Here is a 20,543-nt window from a genome sequence, read left to right on the forward strand (position 1 = left end):
AACAGCCGAGGAAGCGGAGTTTACGGGTTGTAAATGAGCATTCCGAGGCTGTTTTCAACGCAGCATCACCGAGTATCAAGGCTTTTCGTACAGAGCCTAAGCGACCCCAACACCTGAAGAAACCTTGATAGCCGGCTGCGCCCACCAGGCGCGGCAGGGCTTTCTGCTGCCTTGAATTTCCCTGACCTACTTGCCGGCAATCCTGCTGGCGGCCCGCGCCTGCGCGCGATTCAGGGATCCCCGTGCCGTCGGCCAGTGGAATGGCCGTGAATCAGAAAAGGAGCGTTATGGTGAACATGACACAGATAAAAGCGGCCTTGCCGCGAGAGTTGCTGGCTTCGGTCGTGGTGTTCCTGGTGGCCCTGCCGCTGTGCATGGGCATCGCGATCGCCTCGGGCATGCCGCCCGCCAAAGGGCTGATCACCGGGATCATCGGTGGCATCGTCGTGGGCTTCCTGGCCGGCTCGCCCCTGCAGGTGAGCGGCCCGGCCGCGGGCCTGGCGGTGTTGGTGTTCGAGCTGGTGCGCCAGCATGGCGTGGCCATGCTCGGGCCGATCCTGCTGCTGGCAGGCCTGTTGCAGTTGCTGGCCGGGCGGCTGCGCCTGGGCTGCTGGTTTCGCGTCACTGCACCGGCGGTGGTGTACGGCATGCTGGCCGGTATCGGCGTGCTGATCGTGCTGTCGCAGGTGCATGTCATGTTCGACAGCGCGCCACAGCCCTCGGGGGTCGAGAACCTGCTGGGCTTCCCCGCGACCCTGGCCTCGGCATTACCGTTTGAAGCCGCCGGCAATGGCTGGCAGGCCGGCGCTTTGGGCCTGGGCACCATCGCGATGATGTGGGGCTGGGAACGCTGGCGCCCGCAGCGCCTGCGCTTCATCCCCGGTGCCTTGCTGGGCGTGGCGACAATGACCGCGATCAGCATCTGGCTGGCGCTGCCGGTCAACCGTGTGCAGGTGCCTGCAGATCTGTCGGAGGCGATTGACTGGATCCGTCCGGACGACCTGCTCAAACTGGCCGATCCAACCTTGCTGGTGGCCGCCTTCGCCCTGGCCTTCATCGCCAGCGCCGAGACGCTGCTGTCGGCTGCGGCGGTGGATCGCATGCACAACGGCCAGCGTTCGGATTTCGACCGGGAGCTGTCGGCGCAAGGTATCGGCAACATGCTGTGCGGTGTGCTGGGGGCATTGCCGATGACCGGCGTGATCGTGCGCAGTTCGGCCAACGTCCAGGCCGGTGCAAAGACTCGCGCCTCGGCGATCCTGCATGGCCTGTGGTTGCTGGCGTTCGTGGTGGTGCTGAGCAGCGTGCTGCAGCAGATTCCGGTGGCAAGCCTGGCAGGCGTGCTGGTGTACACCGGTATCAAGCTGGTCGATTTCAAGGCCTTCCGTGGCCTCGGACGCTATGGCCGGATGCCGATGTTCACCTACGCCGCCACGGCGCTGGCGATCATCTTCACCGATCTGCTGACCGGCGTGCTGCTGGGCTTTGCCCTGACCTTGCTCAAGCTGGCGTTCAAGGCGGCGCGACTCAAGATCAACCTGGTCGAGCTGCCGCGCCATGGGCACATGGAGCTGCGCCTGAGCGGTGCGGCCACCTTCCTCAAGGTGCCTGCCCTGACCCAGGTGCTGGAAAGCGTGCCTGCCGGGACGCATCTGCATGTACCGCTGGCGAACCTGAGCTACATCGACCACTCGGTGCTGGAGCTGCTGGAGGACTGGGGGCGCGCGAGCCGCGCCGCCGGCTCACGTTTGTCCATCGAGCAGCGCGGGCTCAAGCGGCGCATCGAGGGCCGCTTGCGACGCAGCGCGCAGGTCTGAGGCGTCGTGTGCCCAAGTCTCAGGCCGACTTGGGCACCAGCTTGCGGCAGCCTTCTTTACGGCTGGGGTACTGCTCGCATTTGCGCAGTACCTGCTGTACCTGGTCGTCGGCCTTGAGTTGACGATTGGCCAGCAGCTTCTCGGTGATGAACAACTCTTCTGATCCCAGGGTCTGTTCGGCCTTGTCGATCATCCCCAGCGCTGCCTGCGGATCGCGGTTGCGCAAGTGATGACCGATGATCAGGTCATAGACCATCGGGCTTGCCAGCGTCCAGTCCTGGATGCCCTGCAGGTCGGCCAGGGCCGCGCGGCCGTTACCCTGCGCCGAATGCACGGCGAAGGCCGCACGCCGGATGCCTGGCTGGGTGCCGACCGGAGACGCCAGCGCACGGCTGACGAAGACCTCGGCTTCGCGGGTCTTCTTCTGCTCCAGTGCGGCGGTGGCTGCGTAGGCGTCACGGTAAGCCTGCAGCGAACGCTGCACGGTCGCCGAATCGCGCACCTGTGGCCAGCTGCGACGGTTCACCCGCGCCTGGGTCTGTTGCTGGTATTCGCGGTCCAGATACTGGCGTAGCTCTTCGTCTCGCTGGATCGGCGACATATGCGAGCGGGTCAGGTACTGGCCGGTGGCGTTCAATGCCGTGCCCAGGCCTTGGTTGAGCAGGGTCTGCAGCTCCTGGGTGGTGCGGTTGAGGTCGAGCTTTTTCAGCGAATCGGTCATCGCCGTCTGGCGCTCTTGCAGGAAGCTTGCGAGCAAAGGCTTCTGCTTGCCCTGGAAGTCTTCCAGGCGTTGCAGGCTGACGCTCGAGGCCCGCGGCGCGTAGCCAGCGCGGATCATCAGGTCGGCGCCGAGCAGGTCGGCCTGGTCTTCCTGGGTGCGGCCCCAGGCGGTGCTCCAGACGTTGTCCGAGAAGCTGTTGGCCAGCGAGGTGTAGAGCACGGTGTTGCCGATGGCCTTCTGCGTGCCCACGGGGTCCTTGCTGAACAGTGCGCCGGTCTGCTTGTTGCGTCCGGTATCCTTCGCCACGGTTGCGATCACCACTGTGGTGGTGATGTTGGTGAGCAGCTGTTTCTGCTCCTGGAACGCTGCGCGACGATCATGATGGCGCAGCAGCACATGGCTCATCTCGTGGCCGAGCATGGCAGCGATTTCATCCTCGCTCTCGACGTTGTCGAGCATGCCCAGCGGCACGAAAATGTTGCCGTAGGGGTCGGCCGAGGGGCCGAAGGCGTAGCTGTCGACGATGCGTACCTGCAGGTTCGGCGCCTGCCCCGGCCAGCCTTTGGCCAAGCGGGTGACGATACCTTGCAGGTAGCTTTCCAGGGCCGGGATGCGCACCAGGTTCTGCTGGCGGATCTCGTCGGCGGGAATCGCCCGACCGTCAAAGCTCAGGCGCAGTTGCTGGGTTTGCTGTGGGTCGAGCCGATAATACGAACGCACGTCCTTGTGGTCGACGTAACGCCCGTCCAGCCGCGACTGGGTCGAGGGGCCGACCAGGTTCTGCAAGGCGTCGTTGGCGCCGTTGAGTGTGTTGCAGCCGCCGAGCAGTACCAGCGACAGGGCCGCAGCGACGCGCTTGATCTTGCCCGCACTCATTTCTTGCACCCGGCGCCATAGCCGATGGTCGAGTTGTTCTGGTGGTCGTCGGAGTAGCCGCTCTGCAGGGTCTGGCAGGGGAACTTGACGATGTTCAGCGGCGGGTTCACCCGTACCGCCATGGTGTCCATCCAGACGTTACCCTCGGGCAAGCCTACCTGGATGATGTCCAGCTCCTTGTTGTACTGCAGCACCTTGGGCGCTTTTGGCAGGCTGCTGCTGTCGACCTGGTGCAGTGACTTGCCCTGTTCGTCCAGCACCGCCACCGACTTGCGCAGCCAGGCTTCGACCACCGGCTCGGGGGTGGCCATCACGCTCTGGCTGACCAGCAGCGACAGCAGCAATAGGGAGCTCTTGATCATCTCTGGGGTCCTTTGATAGAGAAATTCCGGGTGTCAGGCCCTGCTGGCGAACAGGGCCTGGATCCTTGCGCTGAACAACGTGAGCGACAACAGCAACAGGCCGAGCACGTTGGCCGGCGTGTAGTTGTAGTGCCAAAGCCCGCAACTGAGCAGGACAATGGCCGCGAGTACCAGGGCCCAGGCAGCCAGTGGTCGCAGCCTTGGGCGACGCCGCTGGATGAACAGCGAGTGGGTGAACAATGGGGCGTCCAGGCTGCCCTTGAGCAGGGTGATGCCGCCCAGCAGGAGCAGTTCGAGGATATCCAGTACATCGACGGAGCCTGCCGGAATGCCGAGGTCGGCGAGGCTGGGCGTGGCCCGGTAGTAATTCATGCCCCAGTTGACCAGGTTGTCCAGGGCCATGGCATGCCAGTAGACGCCGGGAATCTTGCCGTGCAGCGCAGATTGGGTGAGGTCGCCGGTGCCAGCGATCTGCGCGCCGACCAGGACCAGCTTCCCGCGCAGCAGCGATTCGAGCAGCTTGCGGTCGTTCGGGTCGGTGACCTCAAGGTCGGTGGGCGACAGCGTCAGGGTGTACGCGCAGGTCGCCCGTGCCTGTTTGCCCAGCTTCCAGAACACCGCCTGCTTCAGTTGCTCGAACAATCCCGGAATATTGCAGGTGCTGGTATCGGCGACCTTTTCCTGCTCGGGTGAGCGGTGCACGCCCCATTGCACGGTCATCGGTGCAAGTTCGGCAGCGCTGGCGGGGTCTGCGGGCAGGTCTGTGCATGCCTGGTGGCGGCAATAGTCGCGGTAGAGCCGCAGGGCCGGAGTTTCCAGCGTACCCAAGGGCGTCTTCACGGCGAGCGGGTACTGGTTACCGAAATCGCTCCAGCTCACCAGCGCAGGTGTGCTGACCTCGGCCAGGCGCGGCAGGGTGTTGACCGCGCCTTCGCTTGCCCGCGGCAGGCCGGTATCGGCCACGTACAGCGGGATATCCTGCTGGCGATAGCGCTCGAACACGTTGGCCAGCAGCTGGCTTTCCATGCGCGGGGGCTGCCCGGGGATTTCCCGCGAGTGGTCGTGGCTGTAGAGCAGGTCGACGAACACCGCTGCCGGCTCATAGGCCAGCAGGCGCTTGAACAGCTTGCTCTGCTCGTTGTATGGCAGCGGCCAGTAGGTGTCGTTGCGCAGCAGGTAGTCATCGTCGATCAAGACCACCACCACCTGTTGCTGGCCCTTGTCGGCGTAGGTAGCAGCCAACAGGCGGTTGAGCCAACGTGACGAGGCATCGTCGGTCGAACTTGCGATACCGAAGGGGTCGAGCAATGCGATCAGTACGACTGAAAGGCCGAACAGTGCCTGGCGCAGGGGAAAAAGGGAGAGCTTCAGCATCCATGCCTCAAACAAGGGGTTGAGGCATTTTGCCACTATTGGCAATGGATCCGAAAGCGCTGGCAACCATCAAGGGGCGCATTGCGCCCCGTCAACGATCGAATCGTCGGTCTGCGGCCTGTTACAGCGCCAGTTCCACGCTCAACTGGCGCGACAGGCACGGCCAACGCTTCCAGGCTGCGCCGGTCTCGGGGCTGCTGAGGGTGTTGCGATAGGCTTCGACCGACTCCACGGCAAAGCTTTCGTCATCGAGCATTTCTTCGACCGAGTGATGCACCACTTCATCCAGCTGGTTGGCGAAGTCCTCGCCGATCAACTGGTGGGCGATGAGGTTGGCCACGGTGGTGTCCACCGGAATCAGTGGCTGCTGGAAGTGGCGGATATACAGGTCGTTGACCTCCTCGACCAGACGATGGGCCAGATAGGCTTCATCGAGCAGGCAATCCAGGCCGACGTGTCCCTGCATCACCTCTGGGGGTTGCAGGAAATAGGCTTCGGCGATTTTCAGCACCGGCTTGATCTGCGACTCGATGCCGGCCTCGCGGGCGACGGCGTTGGCCGCTTCGAGCAATTCCGGAACCTGGCCGATGTAGGCGTGGACGAAGCGCGACAAGGTACCCTGGGCGTCCTGCGGGGGCAGTTGGATCGAATGATGCAGGTGAGGCAGTTGCTGTTCGAGGCGTTGCTTCAGTTGGCCTGTACGGCTCTCATGTTGATGGGCTTGTTCGATCTGCTCGCGTACAGCTGCGATGTTCATGACAACTCCAGGGACAAGGCGTTACAAACGGAAGACACTAAGTTAGCTCGGCTGTGTAGATTGCTAAGACGCATTTGTTATAACAACGGGGCACTTGTTCCGTCGGGTTATATCAATGTGCCACTATTATGCCCCAAGCGCTCTGGAATAATCCTTTCAGCCATTTCAGCCAATGCGTGAAGTTGTTTTCACATCACGCGTTGCGTGCGATTGGTCGCTGTCTATACTCCGCTTGAACGTGATTTGTTGATGAGGCCCGACTGCCGTTTGCAGGGGGCTCGGTCGTCGAAGCCAGGCAGTCTTGACCCCCGTTCCCCCCCTTATGCCGTAGAAAACGTCGTCCACGCCTCCGGGACTACAAGAACGATAAGGGGAACCCGCAATGATGCGACATCCACATGTCTGGATGGGCCTCCTGTTGTGGACGGTGTTCGGTCAGGCGCACGCCGCCTGGACCGTGAACATGTCTCCGGGGGCGACGGAAGTCTCCCACGCCGTGTTCGACCTGCACATGACCATCTTCTGGATCTGCGTGGTCATCGGCATCGTGGTGTTCGGCGCGATGTTCTGGTCGATGGTCATCCACCGCCGCTCCACCGGCCAGCAGCCTGCGCATTTCCACGAGCACACCTGGGTCGAGATCATGTGGACGGTCGTCCCGTTTCTCATCCTCGTCGCCATGGCCATCCCGGCCACCAAGACCCTGATCGACATCTACGACGCCAGCGAGTCGGATATCGATATCCAGGTCACCGGCTACCAGTGGAAATGGCACTACAAGTACCTGGGCCAGGACGTCGAATTCTTCAGCAACCTCGCCACCCCTTCCGAGCAGATCCGCAACCAGGCGCCCAAGGACGAGCATTACCTGCTCGAGGTCGATCAGCCGCTGGTGCTGCCGGTCGGGGCCAAGGTGCGTTTCCTGGTGACCGCTGCCGACGTGATCCATTCCTGGTGGGTGCCGGCCTTCGCGGTCAAGCGTGATGCCATCCCCGGTTTCGTCAACGAAGCCTGGACGCGCATCGAGAAGCCCGGCATCTACCGCGGCCAGTGCACCGAGCTGTGCGGCAAGGACCACGGTTTCATGCCCGTGGTGGTCGAGGTGAAATCCAAGGCCGACTACGACACCTGGCTCGGCGAGCGCAAGGCCGAGGCGGCCCAGCTCAAGGAACTGACCAGCAAGGAGTGGACGCTGCAAGAGCTGGTCGAGCGCGGCGACAAGGTCTACCACACCACCTGCGTGGCCTGTCACCAGGCCGAAGGCCAGGGCCTGCCGCCAATGTTCCCGGCGCTCAAGGGCTCGAAGATCGCCACAGGGCCCAAGGAAGACCACCTGGGCATTGTCTTCCATGGCAAGCCCGGCACGGCGATGGCCGCGTTCGGCAAGCAGCTCTCGGAAGTCGACATCGCCGCAGTGGTCACCTACGAGCGCAACGCCTGGGGCAACAACAAGGGCGACATGGTCACGCCCAAGGACGTACTGGCGCTCAAGCAGGCGCAAAGCAAATGAGCCGGTGCCCGCTTGATATCCCGCAACGTGCAGGAGACAGGACATGAGTGCAGTGATCGACGACCACGCCCACGGCCATGACCATGCGCACGGTCCGGCCAAGGGCCTGATGCGCTGGGTGCTGACCACCAACCACAAGGACATCGGCACGATGTACCTGTGGTTCAGCTTCGCCATGTTCCTGCTTGGCGGCTCGTTCGCCATGGTGATCCGCGCCGAGCTGTTCCAGCCGGGCCTGCAGATCGTGGAGCCGGCGTTCTTCAACCAGATGACCACCATGCACGGCCTGATCATGGTGTTCGGCGCGGTGATGCCGGCGTTCGTCGGCCTGGCCAACTGGATGATTCCGCTGATGATCGGCGCGCCGGACATGGCCCTGCCACGGATGAACAACTTCAGCTTCTGGCTGCTGCCGGCGGCCTTCCTGCTGCTGGTCTCGACCCTGTTCAGCCCCGGCGGTGGGCCGAACTTCGGCTGGACCTTCTACGCGCCGCTGTCCACCACCTATGCGCCGGCCAGCGTGACCTTCTTCATCTTCGCCATCCACCTGATGGGCATCAGCTCGATCATGGGCGCGATCAACGTGATCGCCACCATCCTCAACCTGCGCGCCCCGGGCATGACCCTGATGAAGATGCCGCTGTTCGTCTGGACCTGGCTGATCACCGCCTTCCTGCTGATCGCGGTGATGCCGGTGCTGGCCGGCGTGGTGACCATGATGCTGATGGACATCCACTTCGGCACCAGCTTCTTCAGCGCGGCGGGTGGCGGCGACCCGGTGCTGTTCCAGCACGTGTTCTGGTTCTTCGGCCATCCAGAGGTGTACATCATGATCCTGCCGGCCTTCGGCGCGGTCAGCTCGATCATCCCGGCGTTCTCGCGCAAGCCGCTGTTCGGCTACACCTCGATGGTCTACGCCACCGGCGCAATCGCCTTCCTGTCGTTCATCGTGTGGGCGCACCACATGTTCGTGGTCGGCATCCCGGTGGTGGGCGAGCTGTTCTTCATGTACGCGACCATGCTGATCGCCGTGCCCACCGGGGTTAAGGTGTTCAACTGGGTCAGCACCATGTGGCAGGGCGCGATGACCTTCGAGGCGCCGATGCTGTTCGCCATCGCCTTCGTCATCCTGTTCACCATCGGCGGCTTCTCCGGGCTGATGCTGGCCATCGCCCCGGCGGACTTCCAGTACCACGACACCTATTTCGTGGTCGCCCACTTCCACTACGTGCTGGTGCCCGGCGCCATCTTCGGCATCTTTGCCTCGGCCTATTACTGGCTGCCGAAATGGACCGGGCACATGTACGACGAAACCCTGGCCAAGCTGCATTTCTGGCTGTCGTTCGTGGGCATGAACCTGGCCTTCTTCCCCATGCATTTCGTCGGGCTGGCCGGTATGCCGCGACGGATTCCGGACTACAACCTGCAGTTCGCCGACTTCAACATGATCTCGTCCATCGGCGCGTTCATGTTCGGCGCCACACAGATCTTCTTCCTGTTCATCGTCATCAAGTGCATCCGCGGCGGCGAACCGGCTCCGGCCAAGCCCTGGGATGGCGCCGACGGGCTGGAGTGGTCGGTGCCCTCGCCTGCGCCCTACCACACCTTCCAGACTCCGCCGGAAGTGAAATAGGAGACCGACGCGATGACCGGCCTGTCGCTCAAACGCCTGGTGCTTCGCCTGTTGATGCTGACGGTGGTGATGTTCGCCTTCGGCTTTGCCCTGGTGCCGATCTACGACGTGATGTGCAAGGCCTTCGGTATCAACGGCAAGACGGGCGGGCAGTACGAAGGCAGCCAGGTCAGCGACCCTTCGCGCACGGTGCGGGTGCAGTTCATGTCGACCAACGCCAGCGACATGGTCTGGGACTTCTACTCCACCGCTGACCAGCTCGAAGTGAATCCGGGCGCGGTGAACCAGATGGTGTTCGTCGCACACAACCCGACCGACCGGCCGATGAGTGCCCAGGCGATTCCCAGCATCACCCCGGCCGAAGCGGCGGCGTATTTCCACAAGACCGAGTGCTTCTGTTTCACCCAGCAGGTGCTGCAGCCGGGCGAGCGCATCGAGATGCCGGTGCGCTTCATCGTCGACCGCGACCTGCCGGGCAATGTGAAGCACCTGACCCTGGCCTACACCTTGTTCGACATCACTGCGCGTCACCCGCCGGTTGCCCATGCCGCGGTACAGGACGCTCAGGGCGCTCGCTGAGGGAAGGAGAACAGCAATGGCAAGTCATGAGCACTACTACGTTCCGGCGCAGAGCAAGTGGCCGATCATCGCCACTGTCGGGCTGTTCATCACGGTGTTCGGCCTGGGCACCTGGTTCAACGATCTCAAGGCCGGACACCCGGAATCCCATGGGCCGCTGATCTTCTTCGTCGGTGCGCTGTTCCTGGCCTACATGCTGTTCGGCTGGTTCGGTGCGGTGGTCAAGGAGAGCCATGCCGGGCTGTACAGCGCGCAGATGGACCGCTCGTTCCGTTGGGGCATGAGCTGGTTCATCTTTTCGGAAGTGATGTTCTTCATGGCCTTCTTCGGGGCGCTGTTCTATGTGCGGGTGCTGGCCGGTCCCTGGATCGGCGGCGAAGGCGCCAAGGGCGTGACGCACATGCTCTGGCCCAATTTCGAGTTCGTCTGGCCATTGCTGCACACGCCGGATCCGAAGCTGTTCCCGCCGCCGAAGGACATCATCAACCCCTGGCACCTGCCGCTGATCAACACCATCCTGCTGGTCAGCTCCAGCGTCACCATCACCATCGCCCACCATGCCCTGCGCAAGGGCCATCGCGGCGCGCTGAAACTGTGGCTGGGGCTGACCATCCTGCTGGGGCTGTCGTTCCTGGCGCTGCAGGCCTACGAATACTACGAGGCCTATGTGCACCTGGGCCTGACCCTTGGCTCGGGGATCTACGGCGCGACCTTCTTCATGCTCACCGGTTTTCATGGTGCGCACGTCACGCTCGGCACCTTGATCCTGATCGTGATGTTCGTGCGCGTGCTGCGCGGGCATTTCAACCCGGACAAGCATTTCGGGTTCGAGGCGGCCAGCTGGTATTGGCACTTCGTGGATGTGGTATGGGTGGGGTTGTTCATCTTTGTGTATGTGCTTTAGCCGCAAGGTGGACCCTGTGGGTGGGGTGATTCAGAACGGCGCGTGCGAAACCAATTGCCCACTGATGAAGCCCCAGGCCACCAGGCCGACGGTCAGGACGGCCAGGGTGACGCGCAGGGTCAGGGCCTTGAGCAAGCGGGTGGACTGGTCGTCGTCCTTGACCAGGAACACCAGGCCACTGAACAGGCTGGCGATGGTGGCCAACAGCATCAGGACAATCGCGGCCTTGAGCATGGCGAAACTCCGGGGGGATGCAGTGATGTGGACAAGTATAGCGATCGACAGGGCGAGGCCGCGGTGAGGCCATTTCGCCCGGGGCTGGTCCCGACCCTGGTGGTGTTCGCACTGCTGCCGGGGCTGATCGCGCTTGGCTGCTGGCAACTGCGCCGGGCCGAGGAAAAGCGCCAACTGCTCGACAGCTACGCCGAGCGGCGCATCGAGGCGCCGGTGACCGTGGCGCAGCTTGTGCAACTGCCCGACCCGGCCTTCTACCGCGTGCGCCTGTTCGGCCAGTTCGACCCCGAGCACAGCCTGTTGCTGGACAACCGCCTGCGCGACGGCCAGGCCGGTGTCGAGCTGCTGCAACCCTTCCACGACCAGGCCAGCGGCCAGTGGTTGCTGGTCAACCGCGGCTGGTTGCCTTGGCCGGACCGCCGCGTGCCGGTGCGTTTCGACACCCCTGCCCAGCCCCTGGCGTTGCAGGCCACGGTCTACGTGCCGCCAGGCAGCACCTTCCAGCTGCACCCCGACCCGCCCGGCGGCCGATGGCCGCACCTGCTGACCGCCCTTGATCCCGCACAGCTCTGGCAGCAGCTGGCGCGTGAAGGCTTCGCCCATGAACTGCGCCTGGAGCCAGGCCCTGCCAGCTATCGGCTGGATTGGCCGGTCGTTGCCATGGGCCCGGAAAAACACCTCGGCTATGCCGTGCAATGGTTTGCCCTGAGCACGGCGCTGGTGCTGCTGTACCTGTATTTCGGCTGGCACAACGACAACAAGGAGAAACGCCATGGCCGCCGCCACGAGTCCACTGGACGTGCCTGAAGGGCGCAAGTCCCGCACCCGCGGGCGCTTGCAGCTGATCCTGATCCTGCTGGTGACCCTCGGCCCGATGATCCTTGCCACCAGCATGTACAAGCTCAAGTTCTGGGTGCCGGAGGGTCGCAGCTACCACGGCGTGATGATCGGCAATGGCCAGAGCCGCGCCGATATCGGCATCCAGGCTCAGGACGAGCGCTGGCAACTGCTGGTCAGCACGCCCGATGCCTGCGCCGAGGACTGCCGGCAGCTGGTCTACCTGGCCCGGCAGATCCAGGTCGGCCTTGGCCGCGATGCCAGTCGTGCCAGCCATGCGCTGGCAACCGCGACGCCCTTGAGTGGCGACTACCAGGCGCTGCTCGAACGCGAGTACCCGCAACTGCAGCGCTATGCGCTGGATGCCGACCGCTACCGCACAAAGGTCGTCGAGCCCGGCGCGCAACTGTGGATCGTCGATCCACATGGCAACCTGGTGCTGCGCTACGACGCCAAGGTCAAGGGCAAGCATGTGCTCGACGACCTGCGCCACCTGCTCAAGCTGTCCAACATCGGCTAGGAGGCCAGCATGGCCAGACCCGGTTACCGACTTGCTGTGTTCGCCACCTTGCTGGCATTGGTCGTGGTGCTGCTCGGCGCCTACACGCGCCTGACCCACGCCGGCCTCGGCTGCCCCGACTGGCCCGGCTGCTATGGTTTCATCGGCGTGCCCAAGACCGACGCGCAACTGGCCCATGCCGAGTTGCACTTCCCCGAGCATCCGGTGGAAGAAGCCAAGGGCTGGGCTGAGATGGTGCATCGCTATTTCGCCGGCACACTGGCGCTGGTCATCGCCTGGCTGGCGATAGGTGCGGTACGTCGCCATGGCCGCGACGGCGGGCCCTACCGGTTGCCGGTGCTGCTGCTGGCCGTGGTGCTGGCGCAGGCGGCGTTCGGCATGTGGACGGTGACCCTCAAACTCTGGCCGCAGGTGGTCACCGCGCATCTACTTGGAGGCTTCACCACCCTGAGCCTGCTGTTCCTGTTATCCCTGCGTCTATCCCGGGCCTTTGCGCCACCGCCCAAGCTGCCGTTGAGTCTGCGCCGGGTGGCTGCGCTGGCATTGCTGGTGGTGATTGGGCAGATCGCCCTAGGCGGGTGGGTGAGTGCCAACTACGCGGCAGTCGCCTGCATCGACTTGCCGACCTGCCATGGTCAATGGTGGCCTGCGGCAGACTTCAGCAACGGTTTCCACCTCACCCAGCACGTAGGCCCGAACTACCTGGGCGGGCAGCTCGACAGTGATGCGCGTACGGCCATCCATATCAGCCATCGCCTGGGCGCATTGATGGTCGTGGCAGTGCTGCTGATGCTGAGCTGGAAGCTGCACCGCAATGGCCTGTCCGGCCTGGCTCGGTTGGTGCTGGCTGCCTTGGCGCTGCAGGTGGGGTTGGGGATCAGCAACGTGCTGCTGCACCTGCCGCTGGGGGTTGCCGTGGCGCACAACGCCGGGGGCGCCCTGCTGCTGCTGACCATGGTGCTGGTGAACTACCGCATTCGGGTGGTCGACAAGGTGCGTGTCGGCCTGGGCTGGCGCCTGCGGCCGATCACGCCTGGCGGCGTTTCCCATCACCTGAGGAATGACACGTGGCGACGGTTCTGAGCCAAGGGCGGCAGCGCGCGGGATGGCGCGACTACCTGGAGCTGACCAAGCCCAAGGTGGTGGTGCTGATGCTGATCACTTCGCTGGTGGGCATGTTCCTCGCCACCCGCGCGGGTGTGCCGTGGACGGTGCTGCTGTTCGGCAATCTGGGCATCGCCCTGTGCGCCGGCGGCGCGGCGGTGGTCAACCACGTGCTGGACCGGCGCATCGATGCCTTGATGGCACGTACCTGCAAGCGCCCGGTGGCCAAGGGAAGGGTGGCGCCCTTGCCGGCGCTGGCGTTCGCCCTTGCCCTGGCAAGCGCCGGGATGGCGCTGCTGCTGGCCTTCACCAACCCGCTCACGGCCTGGCTCACGCTTGCCTCCCTGTTGGGCTATGCGGTCGTCTACACCGGCTTTCTCAAGCGCGCCACGCCGCAGAACATCGTGATCGGCGGCCTGGCAGGCGCCGCCCCGCCGTTGCTGGGTTGGGTCGCGGTCAGCGGGCACCTGAGCGCCGAGCCGCTGTTGCTGGTGCTGATCATCTTCGCCTGGACGCCGCCACACTTCTGGGCCCTGGCCATCCACCGCAAGGAGGAATACGCCAAAGCCGAGATACCCATGCTGCCGGTGACCCACGGCGAGCACTACACCAAGCTGCATATCCTGCTCTACAGCCTGGTGCTGCTGGCGGTGAGCCTGCTGCCCTATGCCATCCACATGAGCGGCCCGCTCTACCTGGCCTGCGCCCTGTTGCTGGGGCTGCGCTTTGTCCAGTGGGCCTGGGTGTTGTACCGTGGCACCCGGCCGCACGCGGCGATCGGCACCTTCAAGTACTCTATCGCGTACCTGTTCCTGCTGTTCATCGCCCTGCTCGTTGATCACTACCTGTTGCTGAACCTATGACCCGAACCCAGAAAACCGTCTTCATCCTCGTTGCCCTGGTCGCGCTGATCATGGGCTTGACCGTCAACAAGGTGCTCAATGGCCGCGGCGAGGCCAACCCGGCCGAGCTGATCGACGCCGGCATCATCCTCCTGCCGCAGAGCCGCAGCGTGCCGGATGTGACCATGAACGACCAGAATGGCCAGCCGGTGGCGCTGGATCAGTTGAAGGGCAAATGGTCGTTGCTGTTCTTCGGCTACACCTACTGCCCGGACATCTGTCCGACCACGTTGGCACAGTTGCGCCAGGTGAAGAGCGAGCTGCCCAAGGAGGCGATCGACCGCTTGCAGGTGGTGCTGGTGAGCGTCGACCCGAACCGCGACACGGCGCAGCAGCTCAAGCAGTACCTGGGCTATTTCGACAAGGATTTCGTGGGGCTGGCAGGTTCCATCGAGGATACCCAGAAGCTGGCCAATGCCCTGAGCATTCCGTTCATCCCGGCGGACACCAGCAAGCCGGGGTACACCGTCGATCACAGTGGCAACCTGGCGGTGGTCGGGCCGGACGGGCGTCAGCGTGGGTTCATTCGTGCGCCGTTCAACAACCAGAAACTGGTGGCGCAGTTGCCGGGGCTGGTCAAGCGGGATTGATGAACCCCCAAAAGCTTCGCGGGCAAGCCCGCTCCTACGGGAACGCGATTTCCTGTGGGAGCGGCGGTTCGGCGTTCCGACTTGCCCGCGAAGAGCTCAGCGCGATCGTTCGGCTTAGAAGGCCGGCACCACAGCCCCTTTGTACTTCTCGTTGATGAACTGCTTCACCTCAGGCGAGTGCAGCGCCTGCACCAGTTTCTTCACCGCGTCCGCGTCCTTGTTGTCCTCACGGGTCACCAGGATGTTCACGTACGGCGAGTCGCTGCCTTCGATGGCCAGGGCGTCCTTCTGAGGGTTGAGCTTGGCTTCGAGTGCGTAGTTGGTGTTGATCAGCGCCGCATCGACCTGGGTCAGCACGCGCGGGATAGTGGCCGCTTCCAGTTCGCGGAATTTCACGCCCTTCGGGTTTTCAGCCACATCCTTCACGGTGGACAGGATGTTGGTGTTGTCCTTGAGCTTGATCACGCCGGCCTTGTCCAGCAGCAGCAGGGCGCGGCCGCCGTTGGTGGCGTCATTGGGGATGACTACGGTGGCGCCGGATGGCAGCTCGTCGAGCTTCTTGATCTTGGCCGAGTAGACGCCCAGCGGCTCGATGTGCACGCCGGCAACGCTGACCAGCTTGGTGCCCTTGGCTTTGTTGAACTCATCCAGGTACGGCTGGTGCTGGAAGAAGTTGGCGTCCAGGCGTTTTTCCGCGACCTGCACGTTCGGTTGAACGTAGTCGGTGAACTCCTTGACCTTCAGCTCCACGCCTTCCTTCGCCAGCTGTGGCTTGACGAAGTTGAGGATCTCGGCGTGCGGCACCGGGGTGGCGGCGACGGTCAGGGTTTCGGCGGCATTGGCCGAGAAGGCCGCGACGGCGGCGACGACAGCGAACAGCTTTTTCATCGATCACTCCTTGTGAGGGCCGCGACGGCCCCCGAACGGGACGGCCGGGCCGACCCTGTTAGGCTTACTTACGGGAAAAATGTACGACCAGCTTGTCGCCGACGGTCTGCAGTATCTGCACCAGCACCAGCAGCAACACCACGGTGACGATCATCACGTCGGTCTGGAAACGCTGGTAGCCGAAGCGGATGGCCAGGTCGCCGAGGCCGCCCGCGCCGACCACACCGGCCATTGCGGTGTAGGACACCAGGGTGATGGCGGTGACGGTGATGGCCGCGAAGATGCCCGGACGGGCCTCCGGCAGCAAGGCATTGGTGATGATCTGGCGGGTAGTGGCGCCCATCGACTGGGTGGCTTCGATGATGCCGCGGTCCACCTCGCGCAGCGCGGTCTCGACCAGGCGCGCGAAGAAGGGCGTGGCGCCCACCACCAGCGGCGGAATGGCACCGGCCACGCCCAGCGAGGTGCCGGTGATCAGCACGGTGATCGGAATCATCACGATCAGCAGAATGATGAACGGCAGCGAACGCAGGATGTTGACGATCAGCGACAGCAGCGCGTAGACGCCCTTCTGCTCGAACATCTGCCGCGGCCCGCAGAGGAACAGCAGCACGCCCAGCGGCAGGCCGAGCAGTACCGTGAACAGCAGCGAGCCGAACAGCATGATCAGGGTGTCGCCGGTGGCGAGGGAAATCTCGGACCAGTCGACGTTGGCGAAGAAATTCAGGGCGTCCATCAGCGCAGGACCTCCATGTGTACGTCAGCCGCCTTGAAGCGGTCGAACGCTGCGTCGATGTTGCCGCCGGTGACGGCGAGGGTCAGTTGGCCGTAGGGGACATCCTTGATGCGGTCGATACGGCCGGCCAGGATGCTGTAGTCCACCCCGGTCTCACGGGCCACGGTGCCCAGCAGCGGCGCATAGGTGGCGTCGCCCTGGAACGTCAGGCGCACGATACGGCCCGGCACGTGGGCGAAGTCGTCGCGCTGGTCGCCTTCGTCGACCTGCTCGTCTTCCTGGACGAAGCGCTTGGTGGTCGGGTGTTGCGGGTGCAGGAACACGTCCGCCACCGGCCCCTGCTCGACGATCACCCCGGCGTCCATCACCGCCACGCGGTCGCAGACGCGGCGGATCACATCCATCTCGTGGGTGATCAGCACGATGGTGAGCTTCAGCTCGCGGTTGATCTCGGCCAGCAATTGCAGCACCGAGGCGGTGGTCTGCGGGTCGAGGGCGCTGGTGGCCTCGTCGCACAGCAGGATCTTCGGGTTGGTCGACAGCGCCCGGGCGATGCCCACGCGTTGTTTCTGGCCGCCCGACAGCTGTGCCGGATATTTCTTCGCGTGGTCCGACAATCCGACGCGGGCCAGCAACTGGCTGACGCGCTTGTCGATCTCGCCGCGCGACAGCTCGCCGGCGAGCACCAGTGGCAGGGCGACGTTGTCGGCCACGGTTTTCGAGGCCAGCAGGTTGAAGTGCTGGAAGATCATGCCGACCTGCTGGCGGAAGCGGCGCAGTTGGTTGGCGTCGAAGGCGGTGACGTCCTCGCCATCGACGATGATCTTGCCGCCGGACGGCGCTTCGAGGCGGTTGATCAGGCGCAGCATGGTGCTCTTGCCAGCGCCGGAGTGGCCGATCAGGCCGAACACCTGGCCATTTTCGATGGTCAGGCTGGTCGGATTCAGGGCGGGGATGTCCCTACCGGCGACGCGGTAGGTCTTGTGCACATGTTGGAACTCGATCACGTAGCGAACCTTGTGGGGCGCATGGAAATTGGGGTCAGCGGTGAGCTGGGGTGGCGCATTTTAGCCTTTTCCCATAGTTGTTCTTAGCATTTATTTCGTAATCGACCAATCCATCCGGCATAACGCGACAACCGGTAATCCCGATGGAACGCTTGGCGAAAGCGTCCAGTCACTACTTCAACAAGCCCGAAAGGGCAGCCTGAAGACTGATGAGGAGAACCGCCGATGGCCAGCAAGAAGAGCACCGCGCCGCATGCCAGCCAGGTCGCCGGGGCCGACACCCCGGACAAGGCCAACACCAACGCCAAGCTGCAGAGCCTGGAAACCTTCCGCAGCGACGCCACCGGCCAGGCGCTGCGTACCAACCAGGGGGTGAAGGTCGCCGACAACCAGAACAGCCTCAAGGCCGGCGCTCGCGGGCCTTCGCTGCTCGAAGACTTCATCATGCGCGAGAAGATCACCCACTTCGACCATGAGCGCATCCCCGAGCGTATCGTCCACGCCCGCGGCACCGGCGCCCACGGGTATTTCCAGAGCTACGCCAACCACAGTGCCCTGACCAAGGCCGGTTTCCTGCAGGACCCGCAGAAGATCACCCCGGTGTTCGTGCGCTTTTCCACTGTGCAGGGGCCTCGTGGCTCCGGTGACACGGTGCGCGATGTGCGCGGCTTTGCCGTCAAGTTCTACACCGATGAGGGCAATTTCGACCTGGTGGGCAATAACATGCCGGTGTTCTTCATCCAGGATGCGATCAAGTTTCCTGACTTCGTCCACGCGGTGAAACCCGAACCGCATAACGAGATCCCCACCGGCGGCTCGGCCCACGACACGTTCTGGGATTTCGTTTCGCTGGTGCCCGAGTCGGCGCACATGGTCATGTGGGCCATGTCCGACCGCGCCATTCCGCGCAGCCTGCGGATGATGGAAGGGTTCGGGGTGCACACCTTCCGCCTGATCAACGCCGAGGGCGTGGCCAGTTTCGTCAAGTTCCACTGGAAACCCCGCCAGGGCGTGCACTCGGTGCTGTGGGACGAAGCGCAGAAGCTGGCAGGCAAGGACACCGACTATCACCGTCGCGACCTGTGGGAAGCCATCGAGACCGGTGACTACCCGGAGTGGGAGCTGGGGGTGCAGATCGTTTCAGAGGAAGACGAGCACAAGTTCGACTTCGACCTGCTCGACCCGACCAAGATCATCCCCGAGGAGCTGGTGCCGGTGACGCCGCTGGGCAAGATGGTGCTCGATCGCAACCCGGACAACTTCTTCGCCGAAATCGAGCAGATCGCCTTTTGCCCGGGGCACATCGTGCCGGGTATCGATTTCACCAACGACCCGCTGCTGCAGGGCCGGCTGTTCTCCTACACCGACACGCAGATCAGCCGCCTGGGCGGGCCGAACTTCCACGAAATCCCGATCAACCGGCCAATCGCGCCTAACCACAGCGGCCAGCGCGATGCCATGCATCGGATGACCATCGACAAGGGGCGTGCGTCCTACGAGCCCAACTCCATCGATGGCGGCTGGCCGAAGGAAACCCCGCCGGCAGCGCAGGACGGCGGCTTCGAGAGCTATCAGGAGCGCGTCGACGCGCACAAGATCCGCCAGCGCAGCGATTCGTTCGGCGATCACTTCTCGCAGGCGCGGCTGTTCTTCCACAGCATGAGCGACAACGAACAACAGCACATCATCAAGGCTTACAGCTTCGAGCTGGGCAAGGTCGAGCGCGAGCACATTCGCGCGCGGGAGGTTAACGAGATCCTGGCCAATATCGACCTGAAGCTGGCAGCGGCAGTCGCGCAGAATCTCGGCCTGCCGGCGCCCAAGGCCGGGACGGTCAAGGGCAAGGAATCGAAGCTCAAGTCGTCACCGGCCTTGAGCCAGATGAATCATCCGGGCGATGTGGGCATCAAGGGGCGCAAGATTGCGCTGCTGGTAGCCAATGGCGTGGATGGCGACAGCGTCGACAGGCTGGTCAAGGCGCTGGAGGCCCACAGCGCACGCCCCATGCTGCTGGGGCCAACCTCGGCGCCGGTGAAGACCTCTGACGGCAAGGCGCTGGCGGTGGATGCCTCGATGGAAGGCATGCCGTCGGTCATGTTCGACGGGATCCTGGTCCCGGCTGGCAAGGCCTCGCTGGATGCACTGGCGGCGAGCGGGGTGTCCAAGCACTTCCTGCTTGAAGGCTACAAGCACCTCAAGGCGATCGGCCTGGCCAAGGACGGCAAGGCGCTGCTGGGGGCGCTGGGGCTCAAGGAGGACAAGGGTTTGCTGCTGGGGGATGACCAGAAGACCGTGGAGGCTTTCGTGAAGGCGGTCGAAGGGCACCGGGTGTGGGCGCGGGAGGCGGCTGCAGAAGCGATTCCGGCTTGATGCCGTAGCATATGTTCGCGGGTAAGCCGCTCCCACAGGTTATGTATGCATCTGTGGGAGCGGGTTTACCCGCGAAGATGTCGACGCTGTTTCAGTGCTGATGCGGCACCAGCACTACCTGTGCTGGCAATGCCCGCTGGATCTCGTGCTTCTGCTTCAACGCAAAATCCGCATCGATCCGCTTCACCCGCTTCTGCAGCAGGGTCTTGAGCCACGGTGCATCCTGGGTGCGCGGCACCTGGAACACCACTTCGCACTGGTAACTCACCACATCGGCGGCGATGTCATCCAGTTGCTTGCGCATGGCTGCAATGTCCGTGGTTTTCAGCGCAATCACCGTGCTCGGTGCCGCTGGGTCGATGACCCGGGCCTGCGGCTTGGATTCTGCAGCCTTCAGCGCGGCTTCAGCCTTGTCCAGCTCGGCCTGGCGGGCGTGGGCGACGGCATCGCCGCCGGTCAGCGCCGGTGCCTGTGGCATCAGTGCGCGGGCGCGGGCCAGTGCGGTGGCGGCCGCATTGACGTCGCCTTTCTGCAGGACGATCTGGCTGCGCTGCAGGTAGGCTTCGGCGATCTGGCGCTGGTATTGCTCGATACGCGCATCGTTCGGCGACTGTGCCTGCAGGCTGGCGAGCTGGTCTTCGGCGGTGGCCAGCTCGTTGCTGGCGATGTTCTGTTGCAACTGCTGCCAGGCGTCCGGCTGCGCAGGCGCGACGGGCTGCTCGACCGGGGCACTGGAACAGGCAGCCAGGAACAGGGAAAACGCGGCAACAAGCAGATAACGGGAGGCGAACGGCTTCATTCCTGCGACTCTCTATTTGCGCA

20 protein-coding genes are annotated in these 20,543 nt (G+C 63.9%); 11 read left to right on the top strand and 9 right to left on the bottom strand.

From position 1 onward, the window contains the following. Window positions 1-287: 287 nt before the first annotated feature. Window positions 288-1,817: a SulP family inorganic anion transporter gene (locus ACPZMI_RS07335; RefSeq protein WP_200603475.1), complete on the top strand. Its 1,530-nt coding sequence runs from the start codon at window positions 288-290 to the stop codon at window positions 1,815-1,817. 19 nt (window positions 1,818-1,836) lie between these two features. Here ACPZMI_RS07335 and ACPZMI_RS07340 read toward each other — a convergent pair whose 3' ends face one another. The 4 genes from ACPZMI_RS07340 to ACPZMI_RS07355 form a co-directional block, all read right to left on the bottom strand. After that, complete coding sequence (locus tag ACPZMI_RS07340; RefSeq protein ID WP_426351971.1) at window positions 1,837-3,414, bottom strand: M48 family metallopeptidase; 1,578 nt, start codon at window positions 3,412-3,414, stop codon at window positions 1,837-1,839. Next, window positions 3,411-3,776, bottom strand: coding sequence for a hypothetical protein (locus tag ACPZMI_RS07345; RefSeq protein ID WP_186669982.1), 366 nt, complete (start codon window positions 3,774-3,776; stop codon window positions 3,411-3,413). Before ACPZMI_RS07345 ends, ACPZMI_RS07340 begins: the two co-directional genes overlap by 4 nt. A gap of 33 nt (window positions 3,777-3,809) precedes the next feature. Continuing rightward, on the bottom strand, window positions 3,810-5,150 hold the full coding sequence (locus ACPZMI_RS07350) for a CHASE2 domain-containing protein (RefSeq protein WP_426351972.1): 1,341 nt from the start codon (window positions 5,148-5,150) through the stop codon (window positions 3,810-3,812). 121 nt (window positions 5,151-5,271) lie between these two features. Continuing rightward, window positions 5,272-5,907 (bottom strand): hypothetical protein, encoded by a 636-nt coding sequence (locus ACPZMI_RS07355; RefSeq protein ID WP_411383544.1) that lies wholly within the window; start codon window positions 5,905-5,907, stop codon window positions 5,272-5,274. Window positions 5,908-6,289: 382 nt separating this feature from the next. On the opposite strand from ACPZMI_RS07355, the gene coxB reads away from it, so the two are divergent. The 4 genes from coxB to ACPZMI_RS07375 are packed head-to-tail and all read left to right on the top strand — an operon-like array spanning window position 6,290 to window position 10,533. Then, a complete protein-coding gene (coxB, locus tag ACPZMI_RS07360) occupies window positions 6,290-7,417 on the top strand; it encodes a cytochrome c oxidase subunit II (protein ID WP_186669979.1) in 1,128 nt (375 codons plus the stop codon). Between the two features lie 43 nt (window positions 7,418-7,460). Next, entirely contained in the window at window positions 7,461-9,050 is a 1,590-nt protein-coding gene (gene ctaD / locus ACPZMI_RS07365) for a cytochrome c oxidase subunit I (protein WP_186669978.1), read from the top strand. A gap of 12 nt (window positions 9,051-9,062) precedes the next feature. Next, window positions 9,063-9,629, top strand: coding sequence for a cytochrome c oxidase assembly protein (locus tag ACPZMI_RS07370; RefSeq protein WP_426351973.1), 567 nt, complete (start codon window positions 9,063-9,065; stop codon window positions 9,627-9,629). 16 nt (window positions 9,630-9,645) lie between these two features. Further along, window positions 9,646-10,533: a cytochrome c oxidase subunit 3 gene (locus ACPZMI_RS07375; RefSeq protein ID WP_186669974.1), complete on the top strand. Its 888-nt coding sequence runs from the start codon at window positions 9,646-9,648 to the stop codon at window positions 10,531-10,533. Window positions 10,534-10,563: 30 nt separating this feature from the next. Here ACPZMI_RS07375 and ACPZMI_RS07380 read toward each other — a convergent pair whose 3' ends face one another. Beyond that, window positions 10,564-10,767, bottom strand: coding sequence for a twin transmembrane helix small protein (locus ACPZMI_RS07380; RefSeq protein ID WP_186709830.1), 204 nt, complete (start codon window positions 10,765-10,767; stop codon window positions 10,564-10,566). Between the two features lie 63 nt (window positions 10,768-10,830). Between ACPZMI_RS07380 and ACPZMI_RS07385 the strand changes: the two genes are divergently transcribed. The 5 genes from ACPZMI_RS07385 to ACPZMI_RS07405 are packed head-to-tail and all read left to right on the top strand — an operon-like array spanning window position 10,831 to window position 14,720. Then, on the top strand, window positions 10,831-11,574 hold the full coding sequence (locus tag ACPZMI_RS07385) for an SURF1 family protein (protein ID WP_426351980.1): 744 nt from the start codon (window positions 10,831-10,833) through the stop codon (window positions 11,572-11,574). Beyond that, on the top strand, window positions 11,540-12,124 hold the full coding sequence (locus ACPZMI_RS07390) for a hypothetical protein (protein ID WP_186669970.1): 585 nt from the start codon (window positions 11,540-11,542) through the stop codon (window positions 12,122-12,124). Before ACPZMI_RS07385 ends, ACPZMI_RS07390 begins: the two co-directional genes overlap by 35 nt. Before the next feature lie 9 nt (window positions 12,125-12,133). Continuing rightward, on the top strand, window positions 12,134-13,207 hold the full coding sequence (locus ACPZMI_RS07395; RefSeq protein WP_426351974.1) for a COX15/CtaA family protein: 1,074 nt from the start codon (window positions 12,134-12,136) through the stop codon (window positions 13,205-13,207). Continuing rightward, a complete protein-coding gene (gene cyoE, locus ACPZMI_RS07400; RefSeq protein ID WP_186669968.1) occupies window positions 13,192-14,091 on the top strand; it encodes a heme o synthase in 900 nt (299 codons plus the stop codon). The genes ACPZMI_RS07395 and cyoE overlap by 16 nt, the downstream gene beginning before the upstream one ends. Continuing rightward, on the top strand, window positions 14,088-14,720 hold the full coding sequence (locus ACPZMI_RS07405) for an SCO family protein (protein ID WP_186709828.1): 633 nt from the start codon (window positions 14,088-14,090) through the stop codon (window positions 14,718-14,720). The genes cyoE and ACPZMI_RS07405 overlap by 4 nt, the downstream gene beginning before the upstream one ends. A 114-nt stretch (window positions 14,721-14,834) precedes the next feature. Here the strand turns inward: ACPZMI_RS07405 and ACPZMI_RS07410 are convergent, their stop codons facing one another. From ACPZMI_RS07410 to ACPZMI_RS07420, 3 genes are all read right to left on the bottom strand, one after another. Continuing rightward, window positions 14,835-15,608 carry a MetQ/NlpA family ABC transporter substrate-binding protein gene (locus ACPZMI_RS07410; RefSeq protein WP_186669964.1) on the bottom strand — a complete coding sequence of 258 codons (774 nt, stop codon included), beginning with the start codon at window positions 15,606-15,608 and terminating at the stop codon, window positions 14,835-14,837. Between the two features lie 64 nt (window positions 15,609-15,672). Continuing rightward, window positions 15,673-16,344 carry a methionine ABC transporter permease gene (locus ACPZMI_RS07415; protein ID WP_186669962.1) on the bottom strand — a complete coding sequence of 224 codons (672 nt, stop codon included), beginning with the start codon at window positions 16,342-16,344 and terminating at the stop codon, window positions 15,673-15,675. Further along, window positions 16,344-17,351, bottom strand: a complete 1,008-nt coding sequence (locus ACPZMI_RS07420) for a methionine ABC transporter ATP-binding protein (protein WP_186669960.1) — start codon at window positions 17,349-17,351, stop codon at window positions 16,344-16,346. Before ACPZMI_RS07420 ends, ACPZMI_RS07415 begins: the two co-directional genes overlap by 1 nt. 225 nt (window positions 17,352-17,576) lie before the next feature. Here ACPZMI_RS07420 and katE point away from each other — a divergent pair, with 225 nt between their 5' ends. Continuing rightward, the gene (katE, locus tag ACPZMI_RS07425; protein WP_411383549.1) at window positions 17,577-19,721 is read left to right on the top strand and encodes a catalase HPII; all 2,145 of its coding nucleotides are present in this window, start codon (window positions 17,577-17,579) and stop codon (window positions 19,719-19,721) included. 91 nt (window positions 19,722-19,812) lie between these two features. Here katE and ACPZMI_RS07430 read toward each other — a convergent pair whose 3' ends face one another. Continuing rightward, on the bottom strand, window positions 19,813-20,520 hold the full coding sequence (locus tag ACPZMI_RS07430; protein ID WP_411383550.1) for a PA5502 family lipoprotein: 708 nt from the start codon (window positions 20,518-20,520) through the stop codon (window positions 19,813-19,815). Between the last annotated feature and the right edge of the window lie 23 nt (window positions 20,521-20,543).

Origin of the sequence: Pseudomonas wayambapalatensis (assembly GCF_049942315.1) — a bacterium.
GTDB classification, from domain to species: domain Bacteria; phylum Pseudomonadota; class Gammaproteobacteria; order Pseudomonadales; family Pseudomonadaceae; genus Aquipseudomonas; species Aquipseudomonas wayambapalatensis.

What these genes read in the sequence shown, in the direction of transcription:
- ACPZMI_RS07380 (WP_186709830.1), bottom strand. Translation starts at nt 10,767, where the DNA reads ATGCTCAAGGCCGCGATTGTCCTGATGCTGTTGGCCACCATCGCCAGC.
- ACPZMI_RS07335 (WP_200603475.1), top strand. Translation starts at nt 288, where the DNA reads ATGGTGAACATGACACAGATAAAAGCGGCCTTGCCGCGAGAGTTGCTG.
- ACPZMI_RS07415 (WP_186669962.1), bottom strand. Translation starts at nt 16,344, where the DNA reads ATGGACGCCCTGAATTTCTTCGCCAACGTCGACTGGTCCGAGATTTCC.
- ACPZMI_RS07340 (WP_426351971.1), bottom strand. Translation starts at nt 3,414, where the DNA reads ATGAGTGCGGGCAAGATCAAGCGCGTCGCTGCGGCCCTGTCGCTGGTA.
- coxB (WP_186669979.1), top strand. Translation starts at nt 6,290, where the DNA reads ATGATGCGACATCCACATGTCTGGATGGGCCTCCTGTTGTGGACGGTG.
- katE (WP_411383549.1), top strand. Translation starts at nt 17,577, where the DNA reads ATGGCCAGCAAGAAGAGCACCGCGCCGCATGCCAGCCAGGTCGCCGGG.
- ctaD (WP_186669978.1), top strand. Translation starts at nt 7,461, where the DNA reads ATGAGTGCAGTGATCGACGACCACGCCCACGGCCATGACCATGCGCAC.
- ACPZMI_RS07390 (WP_186669970.1), top strand. Translation starts at nt 11,540, where the DNA reads ATGGCCGCCGCCACGAGTCCACTGGACGTGCCTGAAGGGCGCAAGTCC.
- ACPZMI_RS07430 (WP_411383550.1), bottom strand. Translation starts at nt 20,520, where the DNA reads ATGAAGCCGTTCGCCTCCCGTTATCTGCTTGTTGCCGCGTTTTCCCTG.
- ACPZMI_RS07375 (WP_186669974.1), top strand. Translation starts at nt 9,646, where the DNA reads ATGGCAAGTCATGAGCACTACTACGTTCCGGCGCAGAGCAAGTGGCCG.
- ACPZMI_RS07350 (WP_426351972.1), bottom strand. Translation starts at nt 5,150, where the DNA reads ATGCTGAAGCTCTCCCTTTTTCCCCTGCGCCAGGCACTGTTCGGCCTT.
- ACPZMI_RS07410 (WP_186669964.1), bottom strand. Translation starts at nt 15,608, where the DNA reads ATGAAAAAGCTGTTCGCTGTCGTCGCCGCCGTCGCGGCCTTCTCGGCC.
- ACPZMI_RS07395 (WP_426351974.1), top strand. Translation starts at nt 12,134, where the DNA reads ATGGCCAGACCCGGTTACCGACTTGCTGTGTTCGCCACCTTGCTGGCA.
- ACPZMI_RS07345 (WP_186669982.1), bottom strand. Translation starts at nt 3,776, where the DNA reads ATGATCAAGAGCTCCCTATTGCTGCTGTCGCTGCTGGTCAGCCAGAGC.
- ACPZMI_RS07405 (WP_186709828.1), top strand. Translation starts at nt 14,088, where the DNA reads ATGACCCGAACCCAGAAAACCGTCTTCATCCTCGTTGCCCTGGTCGCG.
- ACPZMI_RS07355 (WP_411383544.1), bottom strand. Translation starts at nt 5,907, where the DNA reads ATGAACATCGCAGCTGTACGCGAGCAGATCGAACAAGCCCATCAACAT.
- ACPZMI_RS07370 (WP_426351973.1), top strand. Translation starts at nt 9,063, where the DNA reads ATGACCGGCCTGTCGCTCAAACGCCTGGTGCTTCGCCTGTTGATGCTG.